The sequence below is a fragment of the Nitrosomonas sp. Is24 genome, from assembly GCF_033063335.1.
In the GTDB taxonomy this organism is placed as follows: Bacteria; Pseudomonadota; Gammaproteobacteria; order Burkholderiales; family Nitrosomonadaceae; genus Nitrosomonas.
Genome location: NZ_JAWJZG010000001.1, coordinates 3,011,674 through 3,032,796, shown reverse-complemented (window position 1 = coordinate 3,032,796; position 21,123 = coordinate 3,011,674). Strand labels below are relative to the sequence as shown.

Here is a 21,123-nt window from a genome sequence, read left to right as displayed (position 1 = left end):
TCGTAACCGCGCCACGTAAAACTTTGCCACCATTCGCCCTCGATAGCGGGATGACAAGCTCACTGGCTAGCTGTCAATGCAGAAGAATTCGCATTCATTGCGAATACTTTCAGGGGAGTGGATGATGAGCAATTCGTCATTGCTCTTGATTTTGGAATTTATGACTTGTGGTAAGGATTGTGATAGTGATATGAGCGTTAGTGATTCAAGTTCAACATCAACATGAAATTCAATAACGCTCACATCTAAAAAGTTTAGCCCGATTATCCCAATGCAATACGGTTGTTAATCTGTCCCAGTGATTGTTCAACTTGATCGACCAGAATAAGACATAACTCACCGTCCTGCAAATTGGACAAAGCTGCGTCAATGGCAATCGCTTCTCCAACGATTTCTCTGACTTTTTGCGTGCGTTTGGCATTACCTAAACCTTCGCGCAATAAAGACAATACTTCCCCATCCGCACGGCCGCGTTGACATTGATCCTGATACAGCACCACCTCGTCAAATGCATCACCGAGGATTCGTGTCTGCTGACGAATATCCTCATCACGCCGGTCGCCTGCTGCACTAATGACGACTGAACGTTTCTTTGACGGAATATTATCAATCGCACTGACCAGAGCCTGGATCGCATCGGGATTATGTCCGTAGTCGGCAATCAAGGTTGCATTGCGGTAATTAAAGAGATTAAAGCGGCCCGGCGCTGTTTGCGTATTGCTGACAAAACTAGCGACACCGGCGTGAATAACCGCCCATTCCAGACCGAGTGCCCAGCCAGCCCCAATAGCAGACATCACATTCTCAATTTGGAAATTGATACTACCGTTCTTCGTCAAAGGGATCTCGTTTAACGGGATACGATATTCAACCGTTTCACTCGCAGCGACAATGCAGCTGCTTTCCACATAAATAACTCGTTTATGCTGCGCGCGATGCATCGCCAGCACCGGATGATGGCGATCTTGAGCAAAGAAAATAACCGAACCGGGGCAATGTTCAGCCATGCTGGCAACCAGCGGATCAGCTGCATTAAGCACCGCATAACCGGTATTGGGCGTTACATTCTGTACAATAATACGCTTAACCACAGCCAGCTCTTCCGCCGTATTGATATAAGCCATGCCAAGATGATCGCCCATGCCAATATTGGTTACAACGGCAACATCGCAACGATCAAATCCCAGGCCCTCGCGTAACAAACCGCCTCGCGCGGTTTCTAACACCGCAGCATCGACATCAGGATGAAAAAGAATATTTCTTGCACTCTTCGGCCCGCTGCAATCTCCGGTATCCATGCACTGTTCGTCAACATAAACACCATCGGTGCAAGTAACGCCAACGCGCTTATGATCTCTCTGCAGGACGTTGGCAATTAAACGGGTTGTCGTTGTTTTACCGTTGGTGCCGGTGACGGCGATCACGGGAATGCGGGCATTTTCTCCTTGGGGAAACATGTAATCAATAATGGCTTCACCCACTGCACGGCCTTTTCCATACGATGGCTGCAAATGCATCCGCAAACCGGGTGCTGCATTTACCTCAATAACGCCGCCTCCCTGGTCTTCTAAAGAACTCATAACATTGTCGCAAACCACATCAACACCGCAGATATCCAACCCTACCACTTTCGCAGCAGCAACTACGCGCGCCGCCAGTTCGGGATGCACATCGTCGGTTACATCGGTCGCCGTGCCCCCTGTTGATAAATTGGCATTCTTGCGTAACACAACGCGCATTCCTTTCACGGGAATCGATTCGGCTGTCAATCCTTGCGCAGCTAAATGTGCGATGGATATCTCATCCAGATGTATCTTGGTTAATGAGGTGACATGACCTTCGCCGCGCATGGGATCGCGATTGATTTGCTCCACCAATTCATAAATGCTGTGCACGCCGTCGCCTATGACTTGCGGGGGTTCGCGCCGGGCGGCAGCAACCAATTTATTACCGACAACCAGCATGCGGTAATCATGTCCGGGGATATAACGCTCTACCAAAACATTATCACTGATTTCGGCTGCAATCATATACGCCGCTTTGACTTGTTCAGCGGTGACAAGATTAACAGTGACGCCTTTACCTTGATTGCTATCCTGAGGTTTTATCACGACAGGCACGCCGATTTCGCAAGCGGCTGCCCAAGCATCTTCGACATCCTTCACTTCCCGGCCAAGTGGTACCGGTATGCCGGCGGCATGCAATAAAGTTTTCGTTAATTCCTTGTCTTGCACAATCGACTCTGCGACGGCGCTGGTACGATCGCTCTCGGATGCTTGAATACGGCGTTGCTTGCTGCCCCAGCCAAATTGCACCAGACTGCCTTCAGTCAAGCGGCGAAACGGAATGCCGCGCGCAACTGCCGCTTGTACAATGGCCCCAGTGCTTGGGCCCAGGCGGATATCCTCATTGAGTTCGCGCAAGCGATGCAGCGCATCCGCTAAATCAAAAGCGCTATCATCAATAGCCGAGATACATAAAGCTTGTGCCAGCTCAAAAGCCAGCAAGCCAACCTTTTCTTCGCTGTATCCTACGATAACGCGATAGGTATCGGCTTCCGGTGTTTGTACCGTGCGGCTGAATGTTACCGGGCAACCTGCCTGAACTTGCAAGCCTAGCGTCGCAAATTCAAGTACATGGGCCATGGTGACCGCTTCATGATGGCCGGCGGGCTGGAGCAAGGAAATCTCAGGAAAACGTTCACGTAGTCTTGCTTCAAAGCCAGGAATGGTATCAATACTATTTTCAGATCCACTACAAAAAACGGTAGCTTCAATCGAAGTATGCTGACTCCATAAATTGGGTCCGCGTAAAGCGCGTATGCGTAAAACTTTCATAACTTAATTCCTTGTGTTTGTAATTCCAGAAGATTCTGATTTTCAGGTTTGTACTTCTCTTGACTGAAACCAAATGTCTCAATTCCAACACGTATAAGATTCGGTTCAATGCCTAATGCCCAAGCGGCACCCACGGCTGCCAATATATTCTCGATTGCCTGCGTGCTTTTCGTCCCGCTTTCTGAAACGATCTCACGCAGATTGATCAGTATCAATTCATTTGAACCCGATACAAGTACAACTCTGCCATTGCGGACTATCACAGCGCGTTTGCCCTGCGTAGGTCCGGTTCCACTTGCGCAATGTTGCTTAATCACCGGTAGCTCCGGTTCGCTGCTGAAATAAATCACTTCACCGTGACACAGCTCGGACATTTCAACCAGCATTTCATCGTTCGCATTGAGGACTGCTGCACCGACCGGGAGTTTTACGTCTTTTTCCACATCGTCAATGGCCGCAGCGGTCGGTGTCACCATATCGACTTGCGAACGGAGCACCGTATAAACCTGTTTGTGCGTTTCAATACCGTGATGGCCAAAATGGTGCTCGGGATCAATATTGGTGATCACACCCACCTGGCAGCTATCGTATGCCAGTCCTTCATTCAATAACACATCAAAACCATTCTCAAAAACAGCAGCTTCAACTGTCGGATTGAGTAAAGTGCGATTAGCTGCCGCCCAGTTAGCGCTGTTGCTTTTATCAATTTGCCGATAGTCCAGATATAGTCCATCGCTGCAAGCCAAACCGGTTTGCTTGCCGGACAGAACCAGCAATCTGGCAACAAGGTAAGCAACCGATGTTTTGCCATAACTTCCGGAAATTCCAACAATGGGGATACGGCCGTTTTCCTGGCCTGGAAATAAGTGATCGACAATCGCTTTTCCGACCGGACGGGGTTTACCAACTGCCGGTCTAATATGCATCAATAAGCTTGGACCTGCGTTGACTTCAACAATAGCTCCGCCTTGTTCATGCAATGGACGTGAAATATCGCTGGTAACCAGATCAATACCGGCAATATCCAAGCCGATCACGCGTGCAGCAAGTGATGCAATAGACGCCGTCGCCGGATGAACCTGATCGGTCACATCAAACGCATGATTACCATTCCTTTGAATCAAAACCTTAATGCCGGTTGGCACGACGGAATCACGATGATACCCTTGGTGAGCGATTTCCATCTGTGCCGCGCTATCCAAACGGATCAAATTGAGCGGGTGATCTTCTGTCGACCCGCGTCGTGGATCAGAATTAATTTGAGATTCTATTAACTCGGCAATGGTTGAGACACCATCCCCCATGACTGATACTGAGTCACCGCGCGTAGCCGCTATGAGGCGTCCACCGACAATCAACAAACGATGCTCGGTTCCGGCAATATAGCGTTCAACCAGTACCTCCGTACCTTCCCGTAACGCCATGCGGTAAGCCGATTCGATTTCTTCCCGCTGGCTTAACTCAATAAAAACGCCACGTCCATGATTTCCATCGCAAGGTTTTATAACAACCGGCATACCAATATCATTCGCCGCTTCCCATGCAGCTTCGGCACTCTCGACAATACGCCCTTCCGGAACAGGAACACCGCAAGATTGCAGCAATGATTTTGTCAGATCCTTATCACGGGAAATACCCTCAGCAATGGCCGATGTCCGGTCTGTCTCAGCTGTCCAAATGTGGCGGCAGCGCGCGCCATAACCCAGCTGTACAAGATTTCCTTTTGCAATAAGACGGGTGGCTGGAATATTACGAGCCATTGCAGCATCTACAATGCATGCTGTGGAAGGTCCGAGCCAAAGTGAGTCGACCATATCACGAAGATGCTGGATTGCTCCCTCGACATCATAAAATGGGTTGGCGGATTGCTGAAAATTCATGGCGGCCAAAACCAATTCACGTGCGGAATGTAAAGCGGCTGTGGTGATTTCCGCTTGCCAGGCGCTTAGTGCAACTTTATAAACACCGCGCACCGAGGTTTCACGTGCTCTGCCAAAGCCGCCGCGCATACCCGCCAGGTTCTGAAGCTCCAGCGTGACATGCTCAAGAATGTGGCATGGCCAAGTGCCGTCCTTGACGCGGCGTAAAAAACCGCCGCGCTCTTCATAGCTGCAACGGTGCTCTATCAGAGACGGCAACCATCCGGATAGGCGCTCATAAAAACCTGGAATCTTATCGGAAGGAAAATCTTCCAGTTCACCAATATCCACGGTTGCTTCCAAAGCGGGATAATAAGTCCACATGTTGGGACCATTTAAGTGTTTGATTTCAAGAAATTTGATATCTTTAGTACTATTGCAGTCTAAATTTAAGGAGTCGGACATGGCATTTGAATCGGTAAGAAGAGATGCTATTAACGTTACTCAAATTGATAGGTTTACAAAAAACAAAACAATTTTTACAAACGTCACCTAGGTCACTCTCAAGGAAACTAGAGTATAACTTATTAAGTTAATTATGAATCAATTAGATGAGAGTAAAATTTAATATTTAGAATGAAGTAGCTGGCATAAAATAATTATCGATTACTTGTCTCATGGTTCTTTTGGTTGACAAAAATTTGCTTAGATTCAGAATATATAATGTTTTTATAATTCTCATTACTCGCTACAGGTGACTTTTGGAAGATATGCCGTTGCACATCATGCTGATTGCATTGGTGTTTTTGTTGGTCTTGTCAGGCTTCTTTTCCCTCTCTGAAACCAGTATGATGGCGATTAACCGCTATCGCTTACGGCATCTTGCCAAGCAAGGTCATCGCGGCGCCCGGCTGACCATCAAGCTGCTCGATCATACAGACCGCTTACTGGGTGTCATTCTTCTCGGCAACAATTTACTGAACACTGCTTCCGCAACTTTGGTCGCCATTATTGTTGCGACTTTATTTGCTCACGATGATTTTGCTTTGCTTATGGGAACAATCGCTGTGACCTTTGCTATTCTGGTATTCAGTGAAATCACCCCGAAAGTCATCGCCGCCGCTTATCCTGAGCGGATTGCCTTAGCCGCCAGCTATGTATTGACACCATTGCTGATTATTTTCTATCCCATTGTATGGTTCGTTAATTTATTCGTCAGCGGATTGCTAATTCTGTTCCGGTTAAAACCGCAAAAGGGCAACTTGGAACAGAAGATCAGCACGGAAGAACTGAAAACACTGGTGCTGGAAGGCGGGCATTTTATACAGCACAAGCATCAAAGCATGCTATTGAACTTGTTTGACCTGGAAACGATCACCGTTGACGATGTCATCGTGCCGCGCAGCCAGATCGAAGCGATAGACCTGAATGCGGATGATGAAATTATTCATACGCAATTGCTGACTTGTCACCATACTCGCCTGCCGCTATACCGTGAGCGCCTGGATAATATTGTCGGCATCGTGCATGTGCGCAAGGTATTGAATCAAATGCAGGGAGGAAAAATAACTGCGGCTACGCTTGAAAAAGTCATGCGTGAGCCTTATTTCATTCCTTCCGGAACATCCTTATTTTCGCAACTGCAATTATTCCAGGAAAACCAGAAAAGAGTCGGGCTGGTCGTTGATGAATATGGTGAATGGATGGGACTGGTTACACTGGAAGACATTGTTGAGGAAATCATCGGTGAATTCACCACGCAAGCACCCACTCTGGCCAGTACTTTCTCGAAACAAGAAGATGGCAGTTTTATTGTTGAAGGCAGCACTTTATTGCGCGAATTAAACCGCAAGCTGGGTTTTCAATTTCCATTGGACGGACCGAAAACTTTGAATGGTTTGATTTTGGAGTATTTCGAAGATATTCCGGAAGCTGGAACCGGTCTTAATATTGCCGGTTACCCAATGGAAGTGATTCAAACTAAAAACCGGGTGGTAAAAACTGTTAAAATCTTTCCTATCACTACAGCGGCCGAGATAAAGCATGCCGAGTAGGTAGAAGGACAAACGGGTTTATTCATGCAGCGCAATCCCTGCAACGATCAGTAAACCGGGTTGGACGGAAATAACAAAAGCGGTTATCCTTGCGCCGCAATTATAACTTGAAGATTTATTCATCAAAGCGCCCATAGCTCAGCTGGATAGAGTACCGCCCTCCGAAGGCGGGGGTCGCACGTTCGAATCGTGTTGGGCGCGCCAATGTTTTTCTAATTCGTTAAAGCATATCCAATCATTCATACCATGGTGAATTTCTAGAACGCATTGAAATGTTTACCGGAATCGTACAAGCGGTGGGAGAGATCAAGCAAAGTCAACCCATCCATGAACTGAGCAAGCACGGATTATCCCTGAATATTTCCCCGGGTGGGCTAGATCTCAGCGATGTGGCGCAAGGGGATAGCATCGCCGTCAATGGCGTCTGCCTGACGGTTACAGCGTTAACCGCAGACTTGTTTACCGTCGATGTTTCTCATGAAACACTCAATTGCACCCAAGGGCTCGACCGGACCGGTGCTCACGTCAACCTGGAAAAAGCCATGCGCTTGTCCGACCGTCTGGGCGGTCATTTGGTTAGCGGGCATGTGGATGCTGTTGGCACTGTGGTGAAGTTTGAGCCTGCTGGCGAAAGCTTTGTTTTGGTCATTCAGGCGCCGGAATCCATCATGCGGTTTTTAACGCATAAGGGTTCGATTACCGTCAATGGCGTCAGTCTGACGGTCAACCGGATTGAAGGCAATGAGTTTTCAGTCAATCTCATTCCGCATACGTTAGCGATGACGAATCTGAAAGAACTTGCCCCTGGCATGCTGGTGAACCTGGAAACTGATATGCTGGCCCGTTATGTGGCAAGATTATTAAACATTGAAGGTTAGCCGGAGTAGACAGATATGAGTATCAGCGCCATCCAAGACATCATTGCCGATCTTAAAATGGGCAAAATGGTCATCCTGGTTGATGAAGAAGACCGCGAGAATGAAGGCGATCTGGTGCTCGCCGCCGATTTTGTATCACCGGAAGCGATCAACTTCATGGCGACGCATGGGCGTGGCTTGATTTGCCTGACCTTGACTGAGGAGCGCTGTCATCAGCTGGATTTGCCCTTGATGGTATCGGCCAACCGCGCGCCGCTGGGTACCAATTTCACACTCTCCATCGAAGCCGCCAGCGGTGTCACGACTGGTATTTCCGCAGCGGATCGCGCACGAACTGTCCAGGTTGCCGTCAAACCCGATGCCAAGCCGCAAGACATCGTGCAGCCGGGCCATATCTTTCCGCTGATGGCGCAAAAAGGCGGCGTATTGGTGCGCGCCGGACATACCGAAGCCGGTTGCGATTTGGCCAGAATGGCAGGTTTGACAGCGGCATCGGTGATTTGCGAGATTCTGAAAGAAGACGGCAGTATGGCGCGCTTGCCCGACTTGATGGTATTCGCGCAGAAGCATCAACTCAAGATTGGCGCGATTGCGGATTTGATTCAATACCGCAGCCAAACCGAAAGCTTGGTTACGCGTGTCGCGCAACGCACGATTCAAACGCTGCACGGCGAATTCCTGCTGGCGGCCTACCGCGATGAAATTGCCAACACCGCCCACTTAGCCTTGGTCAAAGGTGAAATCAATCCGGCGACCGAGACATTGGTGCGGGTGCATGAACCGTTGTCGGTGGTTGATTTGCTCGACATTCATGACAACACGCATTCCTGGAATATCCATGACGCGATGAAATTGATCGCCGAAGCAGGGCAAGGCGTTATCGTGCTGCTGCACCGGAAAGAAAGCCCGGCAAAACTGATTGAACGTGTACAATCGCAGGATACACATGTTTCCGGTTCGCTCAAACCGGATTTGCGCGACCATGGTATTGGTGCGCAAATATTGAAAGACCTCAACGTAGGAAAAATGCGGTTAATGGCGACACCCAGAAAAATGCCCAGCATGACGGGATTTGGTCTGGAAGTAACGCGTTATGTGGAAAAATAAAACCATGATTCTCCATTCCCGGCGATCACGCCGCCATTGCGACTAATTAACATAACAGGAGCCGGATATGCCGTACTATGATGAAATACTTGAATTTGAGCCTAATCTGGATGGATCGGATTTGCGCATCGGCATTGTTATGAGCCGTTTTAACATCGATATCGGCGAAGGTCTGCTCGGTGCCTGTACGGCGGAACTCAAAAAAAATGGCGTGCTGGATTCCAATATCCTGATCGCGACGGTTCCAGGTGCATTGGAAATTCCATTGACACTGAAAAGAATGGCCATGTCCGATCAATTCGACGCGCTGATTGCTTTAGGCGCCGTGATTCGCGGCGACACGTATCATTTTGAAATAGTGGCCAACGAGTCGGCGCGCGGCATCCTGATGGTGCAATTGGAAGCGGAAATTCCCGTGGCCAATGGTGTATTGACCACCGATAACGATGACCAGGCGATTGCCCGGATGAGCACCAAAGGCACCGAGTCCGCGCAGGTTGCGCTGGAAATGGCCAATTTGCATATTAAAATTGATGAAATCGATTTATGAACAGCGCCGTGACAGAAACTGATCCATCCATCGGCGGCAAAACGGAAAAATACAAAAGCCGCCGCCGGATAGCGCGCGAATTTGCCGTGCAGGGCATCTATCAATGGCAAGTGGCTGGCGGTTCGGCCAGCTTTATCGAGCAGCAGTTACGCGAGTCGGATGAATTCAAACATGTCGACGACAAGCATTTTGTGCATGTGCTGCATGGCGTGGTGCAGCATGCCGAGGAATTGGAAAAAATCATCCAGCCGCATTTGGATCGCACTTTAAATGAACTCAGCCCAGTAGAGTCGGCGATTTTGCTGCTCAGTACTTTTGAGTTGATTCATCACCCGGAAATCCCCTACCGCGCCATCATCAACGAAGCGATTGAATTGGCCAGAACATTCGGTGGCAGCGACGGCTATAAGTATGTCAATGGCGTGCTGGATAAACTGGCCATTCAGCTACGTGCCGTTGAAAGCTCGGCCCCCAGACCGGTAAAAAACCGCCTTTAGTATCACACCCGCGTGGCCTCGGAATTCGATATCATCCGCCGTTATTTCAAGCGGCCTGTAACGAATGCAGTACTCGGAGCCGGTGACGACGCGGCACTCATCAGTGTACCGGCCGGAGCCGAATTGGCGATATCGACCGACACGCTGGTCAGTGGCAGGCATTTCTTTGCCGACGCCGATCCTTACTGGCTCGGCTACAAATCCCTGGCGGTTAATTTGTCTGACATGGCCGCCATGGGCGCCAAACCGCGCTGGGCATTACTGGCGCTGACACTACCGGAAGAATTAGTAAGCCAGAATACAACATGGTTAGCAGAATTCAGCCAAGGCTTTTTCACACTCGCTGACCGCTATCATGTGGAATTGATCGGCGGCGATACTACCGCTGGGCCATTGAATATCGGTATACAAATCATCGGTGAGGTTGTAGCCGGGAAAGCATTACGCCGCAGCGGCGCGCAAACGGGCGATGATATTTGGGTTTCCGGCAAGCTGGGCGATGCTGCCTTGGCGCTGCGCCATGAATTGCAACAAATCATTTTGGAGCCGGAGGAAATCGCGCAATGTCTGCCGTCGCTATTGACGCCGGTAGCCAGGGTCGAGCTAGGGCAGCGCCTGATCGGCCTGGCGCATAGCGCCATCGACATCTCCGATGGTTTGGTTGCGGATTTGGGGCATATTCTGGTTGCCTCAGAAAAAGCCGCTTGTATTAATATGACTGACATACCTTGCTCAGCGGTAGTAAAAAAATACCGGCAGCAATCAACCACCATCGACTGTCTGCTAACGGGTGGCGATGATTACGAGTTATGCTTTACGGCAGCCAAAACAAACCGCCGGGAAATTGAAAAATTGTCTGGCGAATTAATCCTGCCGCTCACCCGTATCGGCGAAATCTATTCCGGCACGGGATTGACGGTAAAAGATGCGCAAGGCAATGCAATGACATTGGATAGCAAAGGATATGACCACTTCAACACCTGAAACTCACAATTCACCCAGTCCCCCAGCGCCGCAATTCCAGCCGAATGCGGATTTTGTCTATAGCCATGCCGCTCCTTTCATTGCATTCTCCGGCGGTGCGGGGCTCAGTCCGTTTGCTCCCGGCACGGTGGGAACACTCGTCGCCTTTCCGCTATTCTGGTTATTCAATCATTATCTTAGCCCGGTTTATTTTCTCTTGCTGATCGACATCATGTTTATTGTCGGCATCTGGGCGTGCGGTCTTTGCGGTAAGGCGCTGGGCGATCCGGATCATGGCGGCATGGTCTGGGATGAAACCGTAGCCTTTCTGCTGGTGCTGTATTTCACCCCCGATCATTGGACCTGGCAATTGGCGGCATTTGCATTGTTTCGCCTATTTGACATCGCCAAACCCCAGCCGATCCGGTATTACGATCAACATCTGAAAGGCGGGTTTGGCGTCATGTTCGATGACATGGTGGCAGCTTTCTTTACGCTACTGTGTTTAGCCGGATGGAAAGCCTGGGTTTTGTCCGAAACCTATTTTTAGCAACACCGGTTTAACCTGCCTTTACCCCCGTAGCGTGCTTCCTGGCGTTCGCGGAAAAATTCCTCGTAGGTCATGATGGTTTGATCAGGGTGAGTGCTTTTCATATGCTCGACATACGTGCTGTATTCCGGCATGCCGACCATCAATCGCAAGCTTTGTGAGAAATGGCGCAAAGTCAGAGTAATTTTGTTATACATGGTTAATCTCCATTATTTATTGTTGTTTGCCGCGTAAACGGGCAATAATTCAAACGGTGCTTCCTGAGCCGTTGGATGACGGACGATGCGCGCTTGCAGTACGGTCTGGATGCCAAACACCAGCATGCTGATCAACACGGCCATGAATAGGCCGGCCAGCGAGGTATTCACGTAGTCATTGAAAATCACCTGCTGCATTTGTTCGATGGACTTGGCCGGGGCTAATACGATGCCTTGCGCCACTGCTTCCTGGTATTTCTCTGCATGGGCGAGAAACCCGATACGCGGGTTGTCGTGGAAAATCTTTTGCCACGCCGCCGTCAGCGTGCAGACGCTGACCCACACCACCGGAATAGCGGTCACCCAAGCAAAGCGATCTTGTTTCATCTTGAACAGTACGCAAGTCGCCAAAATCAGTGCGATCCCCGCCAGCATCTGGTTCGCAATACCGAACAACGGCCACAGCGTATTGATACCACCCAACGGATCGATGACCCCCTGGTACAGAAAGTATCCCCAACCAGCGACGCAAAGACCGGTGGCAACCAGGCTGGCAACGACTGAGTCGGTGCGTTTCATGGCAGGAACAAACGATCCCAGCAAATCCTGCAGCATGAAACGTCCGGCGCGTGTTCCGGCATCGACTGCGGTCAGTATGAATAACGCTTCAAACAAAATCGCGAAGTGGTACCAGAAAGCCATCATCGCGGTGCCACCGATGACTTCCGACAAAATCTGCGCCATGCCGACCGCCAGTGTCGGCGCGCCGCCGGTACGTGAAATGATGCTATGTTCGCCGACATTTTGTGCAGTTTGGTGAATCATTTCCGGCGTCACATAAAATCCCCATTGGGTGATCGTTTGCGTTGCCGATTCTGCGGTGGTGCCGATAATGGCCGCAGGACTGTTCATGGCGAAATAAATGCCAGGTTCCAAAGTTGCTGCGGCAACCAATGCCATAATGGCAACGAATGACTCCATCAGCATTGCGCCGTAACCGATAAAGCGCGCATCCATTTCCGACGAAATCATCTTGGGTGTGGTGCCCGAAGCGATCAGTGAATGAAAACCGGAAATCGCGCCACAGGCCACGGTGACAAACAGGAAAGGAAACAAATCGCCCGACCAAACCGGACCGGAGCCATCGATAAACTGTGTCAGTGCTGGCATTTTAAGTTCCGGCGAAATCGCAATAACACCAATGGCCAAGCCCACGATGGTGCCGATCTTTAAAAAGGTCGACAAGTAATCGCGCGGCGCGAGCAGTAGCCAGACCGGCAGAACCGCAGCGATAAAGCCATAACCGATCAACAACCAGGTCAATTGCTCGCCGCTCAACGTGAACATCGCACCCCATTCAGGATCTTCCTGAACATACTGTCCGGCAACGATAGACAACATGAGCAGCACAAAACCAATGATCGACACTTCACCGATGGCACAAGGACGGAAATAACGTGCGTAAATCCCCATGAACAAAGCAATCGGGATGGTCGCTGCCACCGTAAACGTGCCCCACGGCGATTCGGCCAGTGCCTTAACCACGATCAAGGACAGTACTGCCAGCAAAATGAGCATAATGAAGAACGTGCCAAACATGGCAATCATGCCGGGTAACTGCCCCAGCTCGGATTTGATTAGATCCCCGAGCGAGCGGCCATTACGTCGCGTGGAAATGAACAGCACGATAAAATCCTGCACTGCACCGGCAAATACCACACCGGCCAACAGCCATAACATACCTGGCAAATAACCCATTTGCGCCGCCAGAATTGGTCCCACCAGCGGACCCGCCCCGGCAATTGCCGCGAAATGATGCCCGAACAGCACATACTTATTGGTCGGTACATGATCAAGGCCGTCGTTATGCTTATACGCCGGTGTCATTCGCCTTTCATCCAGCTTTAACACCCGGTTCGCAATGAACAAACTGTAAAAACGGAAAGCGATGAGATAAACGCATACCGCCGCGATGACGATCCAGATCGCGCCGATCGATTCACCGCGATTCAGGGCAATGACCGCGAGAGCGGAAGCTCCGGCGAGAGACAGAGCTATCCAGACAAGATATTTTATTAACAGATTCATAAAGGTTCCTAGTAGAAAAACTGTTCTTATTTTACTGAGAATTGCGAAACCGCGTCATTCTGATCGAATGTGACCGCCAGTTTCTTAACACTGTAAGAATTAATATTTTAAGGCGCTGGTGATTTGCCAAAATTTTGCACCTAAGATTATCCAGATTGCGCTTTTAAACGCTAGAGGTGGAAAGTCACACTAACTTGGATGAAGTATTTGAATTAAGATGAAGGCGGATCAAGCGGATTCCAGCGTTGGAATTGAAATGCAATTGCACCATGTTGTTGCGGTGCGCATCAAACCCGGTGAAAACGAATTCCCAGGTTTGATGCGATCGAGCACGGCAGCTAGTGATCGGTGACAGCTTGGCGGAATATCGCATTATTGCAGCCCGCCGCACACTAAAAATCTCCGGAAAAACCGGAGCGGCTCAGAATTCGCTGCCTCGACTGTTATCGACATCTTCTGGACTCACCAGACTGCCGCGATTTCCCCATGCGTTCCTGATATAAGACACAACTTGGGCAATCTCAGCATCGCGAATGAAATGCTGATACGGTGGCATGCCATGGGGTCTCGGATTACCAGCCGTGGCAGGGGGATATCCGCCATACAGCACGTTGCGGATAGTGTTCAGCGAGGGGCTCATGGTCACATTGCGGTTTCCAGCCAGCGGAGGATATATTTTCGGTATGCCTTCGCCTGATTGGCCGTGACAGTCCTGACAGTGTTTTTCATATACTTCTTGCCCGAGTGCTAGATATTGGCGCACCTGTTCCGGCATTTTGCGAGCTTTCCGGGGTGCCTTGGCGTCGCCTTTTTTCTCGCCCAGGGATTGAAGGTAAACCGCTATCGAACGGATATCATAGTCCGACAGATATTGCAGACTTTGCCGGACAATCGTGGCCATAGAGCCGGAAGTCACGGCATGGCTGTTTATCCCAGTGGACAGCAGTTCGGCAATATCCTCGACCGGCCATTCACCCACTCCGGCTTCCAGCGGAGATATCAAAGAGGGTGCATACCAGTAGGTACCCATGATTTTACCGCCGGACAGTTTATCATCCTGACTTGCTCCCAATACATTACGGGAGGTGTGGCAGGCGGTGCAGTGTCCAAGCCCCTGAACCAGATAACTACCCCGGTTCCACTCATCGCTTTTCGATTTATCCGGCTGATAAACACCTTCCTTGAAGTATTGAGTTCGCCAAAGAAACAGGAGAAACTGATTATCGTAAGGTGAACTGATCTTGTGGGGTGGATTGGTCTGTGCGACAGGCGGAAGTGAGCGTAAATACGCGAAAATCGCATCGGCATCCGGCCGGGTAACCTTGGTATATTCGGTATATGGAAAAGCCGGGTACAAATAGCGGCCATCCTTCGACTTTCCGTAATGCAGTGCTTGCCAGAAATCATCGCCGCTCCAGCTGCCGATTCCGGTTTCGTTATCCGGCGTGATGTTCGGTGTGACGAATTGACCGAAAGGCGTATTCAGCTTGCGCCCGCCCGCGTAAGGTTCGCCGCCGCGCGTGGTATGGCACCCCATGCAATTGCCTGCCCGGGCAAGATATTCGCCGCGCCGGACTTGCTCCGTATCGGAGTCAGCCGGTGTCTGAGCCGATGCAGTTTGCACCAGGGATAGCAGCAAACCACCCGCAACCCAAGCGATAATTGGCCACTTGCTCATAAACTCTGCTCCGCTTGAATTTCTCATTGTGTCACTTCCTTTCCGGACAAAATAGTCCGGCAACGCTGCGCCAATTCCGGAGTAAGTGCATCCGCTCCGGCGGATTGCTCCGATACCGGCTGCCCGGGCAGCCACTGCACCAGCGCATTAACTTCTTCCTGAGTCAGTTTCTTGGCTATTTCCGACATGCAATCCGGTACCTGGCCGCGCATGATTCCGCCATTGCGCCAGCCGCCGAACTGTGCCGCCAGATAGGCATGCGGCAAGCCCAGCAGGCCGGGAATGGCCGGTTGCACGCCCATCAGTTTTTCGCCATGACAAGCACCGCATGCCGGAAGATCGCGTCCGGGGTCGCCGGAATACATCAGTGTTTCCACGGATTTGATTTCATCCGGTGTCAGTGCGGGCACTACCGGCTCCAGATAAGCGTAGGGTTGGGCAGCAAAATAATCCGCGATTTCCCGCATGTACTCATCCGACATGTTTTCGAGCAAAATGGCCATCGGCTGATAATAGCGCCGCCCATCGCGAAAATTACGCAATTGATTAAAGAGATAACCAGCCGGTTTGCCCGCAATACGCGGGAAATAGGCATCCCGGTCTATCCGGTCGGCATCTCTGTGGCAGATGATGCAGGGTTTTACCCGCTCTTCGAGGGTATCGGATAGTCCGGATGATGACGGCTCGGCAGCACTTGCCAAGCCGGGAATCATCGCTAACAAGATAAAAGCAAAAAACTTCATTGACGTGGGTCCATGAAAAAAATTAAAACACCGGTAAATCTTCAGAATGTTTTCCTGAAGTTCCGTATTGGCGTCACACTGTCTTGTGGAACGAGCGGGTAAAACTATCAGCCATTCCGGCAGCCGACGTGCAGAATTGCGGCACAGTATTGCAGTGTATATCACTACCTGCAATCCAGACAACCGGGTGATATCCCTCCAGAAAACCTGGGGATACGCTGAGAGACTACTATGTTGGGGGATGCTGCTTTGAAATCAAATTCAAAACGTTTATTGATCACTCGCAAACGGTATGCTATTTCGTCTGATTTTGCCTTCTGATCGTCGCATTAACTTTGCGGTGTTTGAGGTGACTGAGCGCCACCTCTTGCCGCAACTTGTTACTAATGACATTCTCCGGCAGGAAAAACTGCAACGATTGTCATCCGGTTGAGAACACTTCTTAACGCTATTTGGGGTTCTGTAAGCCGAAGTTAAGGGTATCTTTCATTCCTTGGCTGCAGGAGTTTCCTGAACATCAATCAGTTCAAATTTGTTATCGCCAAGATATTTGAGTCTTGCTTGGTAATATGAGCCCAGTGCTTTGACTCGTTGGATAGTTAACATTCCTGTTTCCGCGACGAAAACGGAGTTGTCTCTCAGGTCTGCAGCTGCCGAGACTGCCAATTCAAACTTATCTTGCGTAAGCCCGCGATTAAAAACGATTGCGATAGGAGATGCGGCAATAGCAACCGAAGTATCGCTGTTGGCTTTAGATTCGAATAATTTGAGTTCGATGCGATATGCGCCGGTACTGCCACCCAAAGTATTGGATGCATTGAAAATAGACATGCTTAAGTGATCGTGCAATCCGCCATCGCTGCCAATTTCCCCGATAACCCCTGGAATACTGCTTGTGCCATCGGCGTGATACGAAATGATATTATCAAGCGCGTCGGTGATCTCGATCCGCTCTCCATTTGGTATTGCCGGACTCCATTCGGTGCCATTCCAGAATAATAATTTACCCACAGGCTGAAAACGCAGCCAGTTGCCAGGGGTAAATGCGCCTTTTTCTATGTGAACATCAAACCCTGGTTCATCTGTTGCATATAATCCTCCGCCGATATCACCAAAATCAGGCTCGAATAAATTGCTGTTGACGAATATTTCGGCACCGATTTTCCAAGGTTGTATGTCACTCTCATGATGATGCTCAACCGCGCTAGCGGATGAAAAGAACCCGCTAGCAACTACAGTTACTAACCCAAAAAGTATTTTTTTAAACATGATCAAGCCTCTTAAATTTTTTAAATTACTGTTTTTATTGATACGTGCTGCAAAATTAATTCTGTCGTTATCCTCCTGGCAAAATCGCCCTTACTTAAAAATTGTGTCAATTTCTTCAAAGTATTCTAGCCGGAACTTCGAATCCCCTATGTTGCGCAGGATCGCTTTATAATTTTTTTCATTAATATAGACTGAAGGGATTTCCAGAATTGCCGCTTCAATGTCATAACGTGCGGGTATGGCATAGCGTGATATATCCAACTGCGCCGAATTCAGCTCGAATAAGCTGTTATCCTTTAATTGCAACTGCGCCCGATAATGCAATTTACCCACTTGAACATCGTTCAAGTCCAATAGACTGTTCTTTTCATCGTAGACCGCCGCCACATTCAAAACGGTGGCGGGAGCCAATACCGGAATGTTGCACAGCCTCAGCGTGCATAATTGTTTCGCCAGAAATGCGTCGGTGCGATTAATAACACCGTCACGATTGACGTCGAGCATGGCATTGCTGGATCGCACCGGCTCATTGTTTTGTGCGGCCAGTAAAATCAACGCTACATCGAGTCGATCTACATCGCCATCGAAATCAACGTCACCCGGAATGGATACAGGAATGACCGGTTGTGGTGGATCCGGATCAGGCGCTACGATGCCGCCAGTAAGCGCTAACAATGCTGCGGCGAATTCATCTTCACGCAAGCCCGCGTTGAATAAAATGAAAAACGGTGCTGAAGGAAAGTAACGGGCATTGGAGATCAGTTGCATTTCGATGAGATAAGCACCTGCGGGGCCGCCTATTTCACCTTTCTGGTTTTCCAGGAAGAAACTCAGATGCGTATGCAATACACCGTTGCTTCCTGTAATATCTACAACCAGCTCCGGATTGCCCAAGATACCATTGGCAGAAAAAATGGTGCTGCCATCACTACCGAAGATTCCGTCGCTGAAGCATATTAACTGACCGGCACATTGGGATAGATCATTGATTATGTCAGCACTTGCTTCCAGTCCGCCAAACAGTCTGATTTGTGTGCCTTCGGGCGGTTTTCCCCAAGAAGATAAAACCGGGTCCCAGTATTTGAGGGCTCCCAGCGCCCGATAACTCAGCAATTCATTCGGTAGCAATGCATTTTGAATTGACTGGAATCCTGGGTTTTTAGTTTTGAAATCCCCGCCCGGCAGATCTTGAAAATCGGCTGGAAAAATCAGTTTCCCGGTAACAGCTTCTATCGGCAATGTACCCGCTGGTAAATGCAATACTTCGGCTAATCCGTCCAGATCGCAACCTACCGCGCCGGGTGTGCGGCAATAGCCTGTAAACAGAGCATTGCCTTGCCCCCAGACTTCGACATCCAGATGCACGGCAAAAGCTTGCCGGCCGGATAGTAAAACAATGGAGAGTAGATAAAAGCAAAGATAAGTTTTACCGGCTGATGTTTTCAATATAACGATTCCCTGTCGAGATTCCGGATTGTGGCCAGTTTTAGAATGTGGCGCGCGCGCCCAAGATGAAACTTCGTCCCGGTTCCGGTGCAAAATTCCGCAAAAAAGAAACCGAGTTACGTATTTCCTCGTTCAGCAGATTGTGCCCTTTGGCGAATAGCCATAAATTGCCCCATTTGCTCGTTGTGATTTGATAATCTGCCGTTGCGATCAATAAATGGTAGCTATCAGTGGGTGTTTCGTTTTTTCCCGGATAATGTTGCGCTTCAGCCCGGGTATACCTTACGGAGGTATTCCAGGTGGAGTTGCCGTAGCCCAGTTCAGCGCCGTAACGAAGCGGCGGCATACGCGGCACATCGTCGCGGTCGCCAGTGACAAAACGGCCGCGTACATAATCGGAAAATAAAGTGAGCAGCAAATTGCCTTGTGGCATTTCATAAAGCGTTGCGTCAATCCTGGATTCGAAGCCGATGAACTCAGCATGCCGTTGATCATAGGCGAGGATCGATACACATTCCGCTTCACTGACACAGCGCTGACGAATTACCTCGTTGTCAATCTCATACACCAAACCGGTATTCCGCAGGTAGATAAAATCGTCAGTGCGGTTGTAGTAACCGTTAGCTCGCGCGCTGATACGTCCTGATTTCCATTCCATTCCTAAATCGGCCATATTCACGGTCTCATTCTTGAGCTGCACATTGCCAATTTCAAAACTGCGAGTCGACAAATGCGGCCCAAGTGCCAGTAGTTCCTGGATATCCGGTGGGCGCTTTCCGCGATTTAAGGTCAGCGTCAATGCGGTATCTGTCCGCGGATTCCATTGCAGTGCCGAGGAGGCGGACAGTGCCTGGTAGTCAAGTGAGCCGGGTAATGGTACTGGCGGCAGGGCGCTGCCGCGTAGTCTCAATTCGTTTACACTGGGATCGATATGCGCGTGTTCAAAGCGGAGCCCGCCACGCAAGATCCAATTATTCCAGGCGTAATCTTGCGTCGTGTATAAGCCCAACGACTGTTGTTTGGTGCGAGGTGCAAACGTTTCTACACCCAGCGCGGAAAAATTGCGATGTATCCAGTGCGCGCCAAAGGTGCCGGTTAGATTCGGAAACGCATGATGACGTACTTCAACACGCCCTTCACCGACATCGTTTTTGAACTTTGTGAAAGGGGATCCGCCTTCCATCTCAGTATGCCCATAGTCGACCAAACCATAGCGGAAACTGACACTTTCAATGCCGCGTGCTGGCTCGTACCACTCAGACTTAAAGTCATAGCGGGTTTGCTGCATGTTAAGGCGAATATTGGGAAACAATGCTTGAGGACCGAAGATATCTTCAAACCCTCTCAAATCATTCAGTTTAGGCAGGATTGTTTCCAAACCATTCAGGTGATTGGGGTCCAGATGATGACTGCCTTTGGGCACGCCGTAGCGATTATCCGTGTGGCTGACCGACATGCCCGCCATGATGTTATGGCCAAGCCATGATATACCGGCAAAACCGCCGATTCCTCTGCTATCGGTATTGGGGATTGTGCCACTGACATTTTGTATCTCTGATAGACCGAATTGTTGTTCTACCAAAGCTTCGTCAATTGCTTTTCCTGGAATTTGAGTATTACCCCGTTTGCGAAAGAAACCGCCCAGATTGAATGCCAGCCGGTCTTTTCCCAGATTCAATTTGAAGGCCGAATTTGTGCCGTCTCCGTTAGTGTCATAGCGGTTCTCGACAGAGCCGCTGATGGGTTTCGTGGTGCGCTTTCCGGGTATGCGATGATCGTTAACATCCACAACACCGCCGATTGCGTTGCCGCCATAACGAACGATTTCCGGGCCTCGCATGATTCTGATTTCTTCGGCAAATAAGGGATCAATCGCCACGGCATGATCCGGGCTCAAGCTGGTGGCATCATGCGTGCCAATACCGTTTTGTAAAATGCGCACCCGCGATCCGGTTAAGCCACGGATCACCGGAATACCTACTCCGGGGCCAAAAGAAGCATTGCTAACACCGAGTTCCTCGTTTAAGGTCTGCCCCAGTGTATTGCCTTGCTGCAAGCGTAGTGAACGGCCTTTCAGTGTACTGGTATTGGGCTGGGAGGGTTGATCCGGTGTGACACCGATAATATTTATCGGTGTCATTTGAACAGCGGAATTGTGCTCGTTGTTTTCAGACCTAACTTTGGTTGCTGCCGAATTCCCGGCAACTTGTTCCGCTATTACTTTGTCCATTGCACTCATCGTCATTGCCAAAATCATGCTGGCCGCTATTTGCCGCGCGGAATGGAACATATTGGACTGTCTGTTGGCATTTGAAGAATTTTTACGATTAACCACTCGTCATTCAACCTGCTTAATTTTTGCGAATGCATGCTGGTCACTGTAATTTTTAATGGATTCATCGGTTAT

General features: G+C 49.7%; 16 protein-coding genes and 1 tRNA gene. 8 read left to right on the top strand and 9 right to left on the bottom strand.

Annotated elements, in window-relative coordinates:
- Positions 1-263: 263 nt before the first annotated feature.
- Together cphA (R2103_RS13835) and cphA (R2103_RS13830) are read right to left on the bottom strand one after the other, a co-directional pair.
- Entirely contained in the window at positions 264-2,837 is a 2,574-nt protein-coding gene (gene cphA / locus R2103_RS13835) for a cyanophycin synthetase (protein ID WP_317531951.1), read from the bottom strand.
- Complete coding sequence (cphA, locus tag R2103_RS13830; RefSeq protein WP_317531950.1) at positions 2,834-5,161, bottom strand: cyanophycin synthetase; 2,328 nt, start codon at positions 5,159-5,161, stop codon at positions 2,834-2,836. The genes cphA (R2103_RS13835) and cphA (R2103_RS13830) overlap by 4 nt, the downstream gene beginning before the upstream one ends.
- Before the next feature lie 305 nt (positions 5,162-5,466).
- Between cphA (R2103_RS13830) and R2103_RS13825 the strand changes: the two genes are divergently transcribed.
- The 8 genes from R2103_RS13825 (at position 5,467) to R2103_RS13790 (ending at position 11,295) form a co-directional block, all read left to right on the top strand.
- Positions 5,467-6,750, top strand: a complete 1,284-nt coding sequence (locus R2103_RS13825) for an HlyC/CorC family transporter (protein ID WP_317531949.1) — start codon at positions 5,467-5,469, stop codon at positions 6,748-6,750.
- A 127-nt stretch (positions 6,751-6,877) separates the two neighbouring features.
- Positions 6,878-6,954: transfer RNA gene (locus tag R2103_RS13820), tRNA-Arg, on the top strand.
- A gap of 68 nt (positions 6,955-7,022) precedes the next feature.
- Entirely contained in the window at positions 7,023-7,628 is a 606-nt protein-coding gene (locus R2103_RS13815) for a riboflavin synthase (protein ID WP_317531948.1), read from the top strand.
- Positions 7,629-7,643: 15 nt separating this feature from the next.
- Positions 7,644-8,735 carry a bifunctional 3,4-dihydroxy-2-butanone-4-phosphate synthase/GTP cyclohydrolase II gene (ribBA, locus tag R2103_RS13810; protein WP_317531947.1) on the top strand — a complete coding sequence of 364 codons (1,092 nt, stop codon included), beginning with the start codon at positions 7,644-7,646 and terminating at the stop codon, positions 8,733-8,735.
- A 67-nt stretch (positions 8,736-8,802) separates the two neighbouring features.
- Positions 8,803-9,285: a 6,7-dimethyl-8-ribityllumazine synthase gene (ribH, locus tag R2103_RS13805; protein ID WP_132426948.1), complete on the top strand. Its 483-nt coding sequence runs from the start codon at positions 8,803-8,805 to the stop codon at positions 9,283-9,285.
- Positions 9,282-9,782, top strand: coding sequence for a transcription antitermination factor NusB (gene nusB / locus R2103_RS13800; RefSeq protein WP_317531946.1), 501 nt, complete (start codon positions 9,282-9,284; stop codon positions 9,780-9,782). Before ribH ends, nusB begins: the two co-directional genes overlap by 4 nt.
- A gap of 12 nt (positions 9,783-9,794) precedes the next feature.
- Positions 9,795-10,766, top strand: a complete 972-nt coding sequence (gene thiL, locus R2103_RS13795) for a thiamine-phosphate kinase (protein ID WP_317531945.1) — start codon at positions 9,795-9,797, stop codon at positions 10,764-10,766.
- Positions 10,747-11,295 (top strand): phosphatidylglycerophosphatase A, encoded by a 549-nt coding sequence (locus R2103_RS13790; protein ID WP_317531944.1) that lies wholly within the window; start codon positions 10,747-10,749, stop codon positions 11,293-11,295. The genes thiL and R2103_RS13790 overlap by 20 nt, the downstream gene beginning before the upstream one ends.
- On the opposite strand, the gene R2103_RS13785 is transcribed toward R2103_RS13790, so the two are convergent.
- From R2103_RS13785 to R2103_RS13755, 7 genes are all read right to left on the bottom strand, one after another.
- The gene (locus R2103_RS13785; protein ID WP_317531943.1) at positions 11,292-11,492 is read right to left on the bottom strand and encodes a YbdD/YjiX family protein; all 201 of its coding nucleotides are present in this window, start codon (positions 11,490-11,492) and stop codon (positions 11,292-11,294) included. The two genes, R2103_RS13790 and R2103_RS13785, sit on opposite strands and share 4 nt — an antisense overlap.
- A gap of 12 nt (positions 11,493-11,504) precedes the next feature.
- On the bottom strand, positions 11,505-13,580 hold the full coding sequence (locus R2103_RS13780; RefSeq protein WP_317531942.1) for a carbon starvation CstA family protein: 2,076 nt from the start codon (positions 13,578-13,580) through the stop codon (positions 11,505-11,507).
- A 421-nt stretch (positions 13,581-14,001) separates the two neighbouring features.
- Positions 14,002-15,258, bottom strand: coding sequence for a cytochrome c (locus tag R2103_RS13775; protein ID WP_317531941.1), 1,257 nt, complete (start codon positions 15,256-15,258; stop codon positions 14,002-14,004).
- Between the two features lie 23 nt (positions 15,259-15,281).
- A complete protein-coding gene (locus R2103_RS13770; protein ID WP_317531940.1) occupies positions 15,282-16,001 on the bottom strand; it encodes a cytochrome c4 in 720 nt (239 codons plus the stop codon).
- Between the two features lie 486 nt (positions 16,002-16,487).
- Positions 16,488-17,270, bottom strand: coding sequence for a hypothetical protein (locus R2103_RS13765; RefSeq protein ID WP_317531939.1), 783 nt, complete (start codon positions 17,268-17,270; stop codon positions 16,488-16,490).
- Positions 17,271-17,360: 90 nt separating this feature from the next.
- The gene (locus R2103_RS13760) at positions 17,361-18,716 is read right to left on the bottom strand and encodes a dockerin type I domain-containing protein (protein ID WP_317531938.1); all 1,356 of its coding nucleotides are present in this window, start codon (positions 18,714-18,716) and stop codon (positions 17,361-17,363) included.
- A gap of 40 nt (positions 18,717-18,756) precedes the next feature.
- On the bottom strand, positions 18,757-20,856 hold the full coding sequence (locus tag R2103_RS13755) for a TonB-dependent receptor (RefSeq protein WP_317531937.1): 2,100 nt from the start codon (positions 20,854-20,856) through the stop codon (positions 18,757-18,759).
- Positions 20,857-21,123 lie beyond the last annotated feature (267 nt).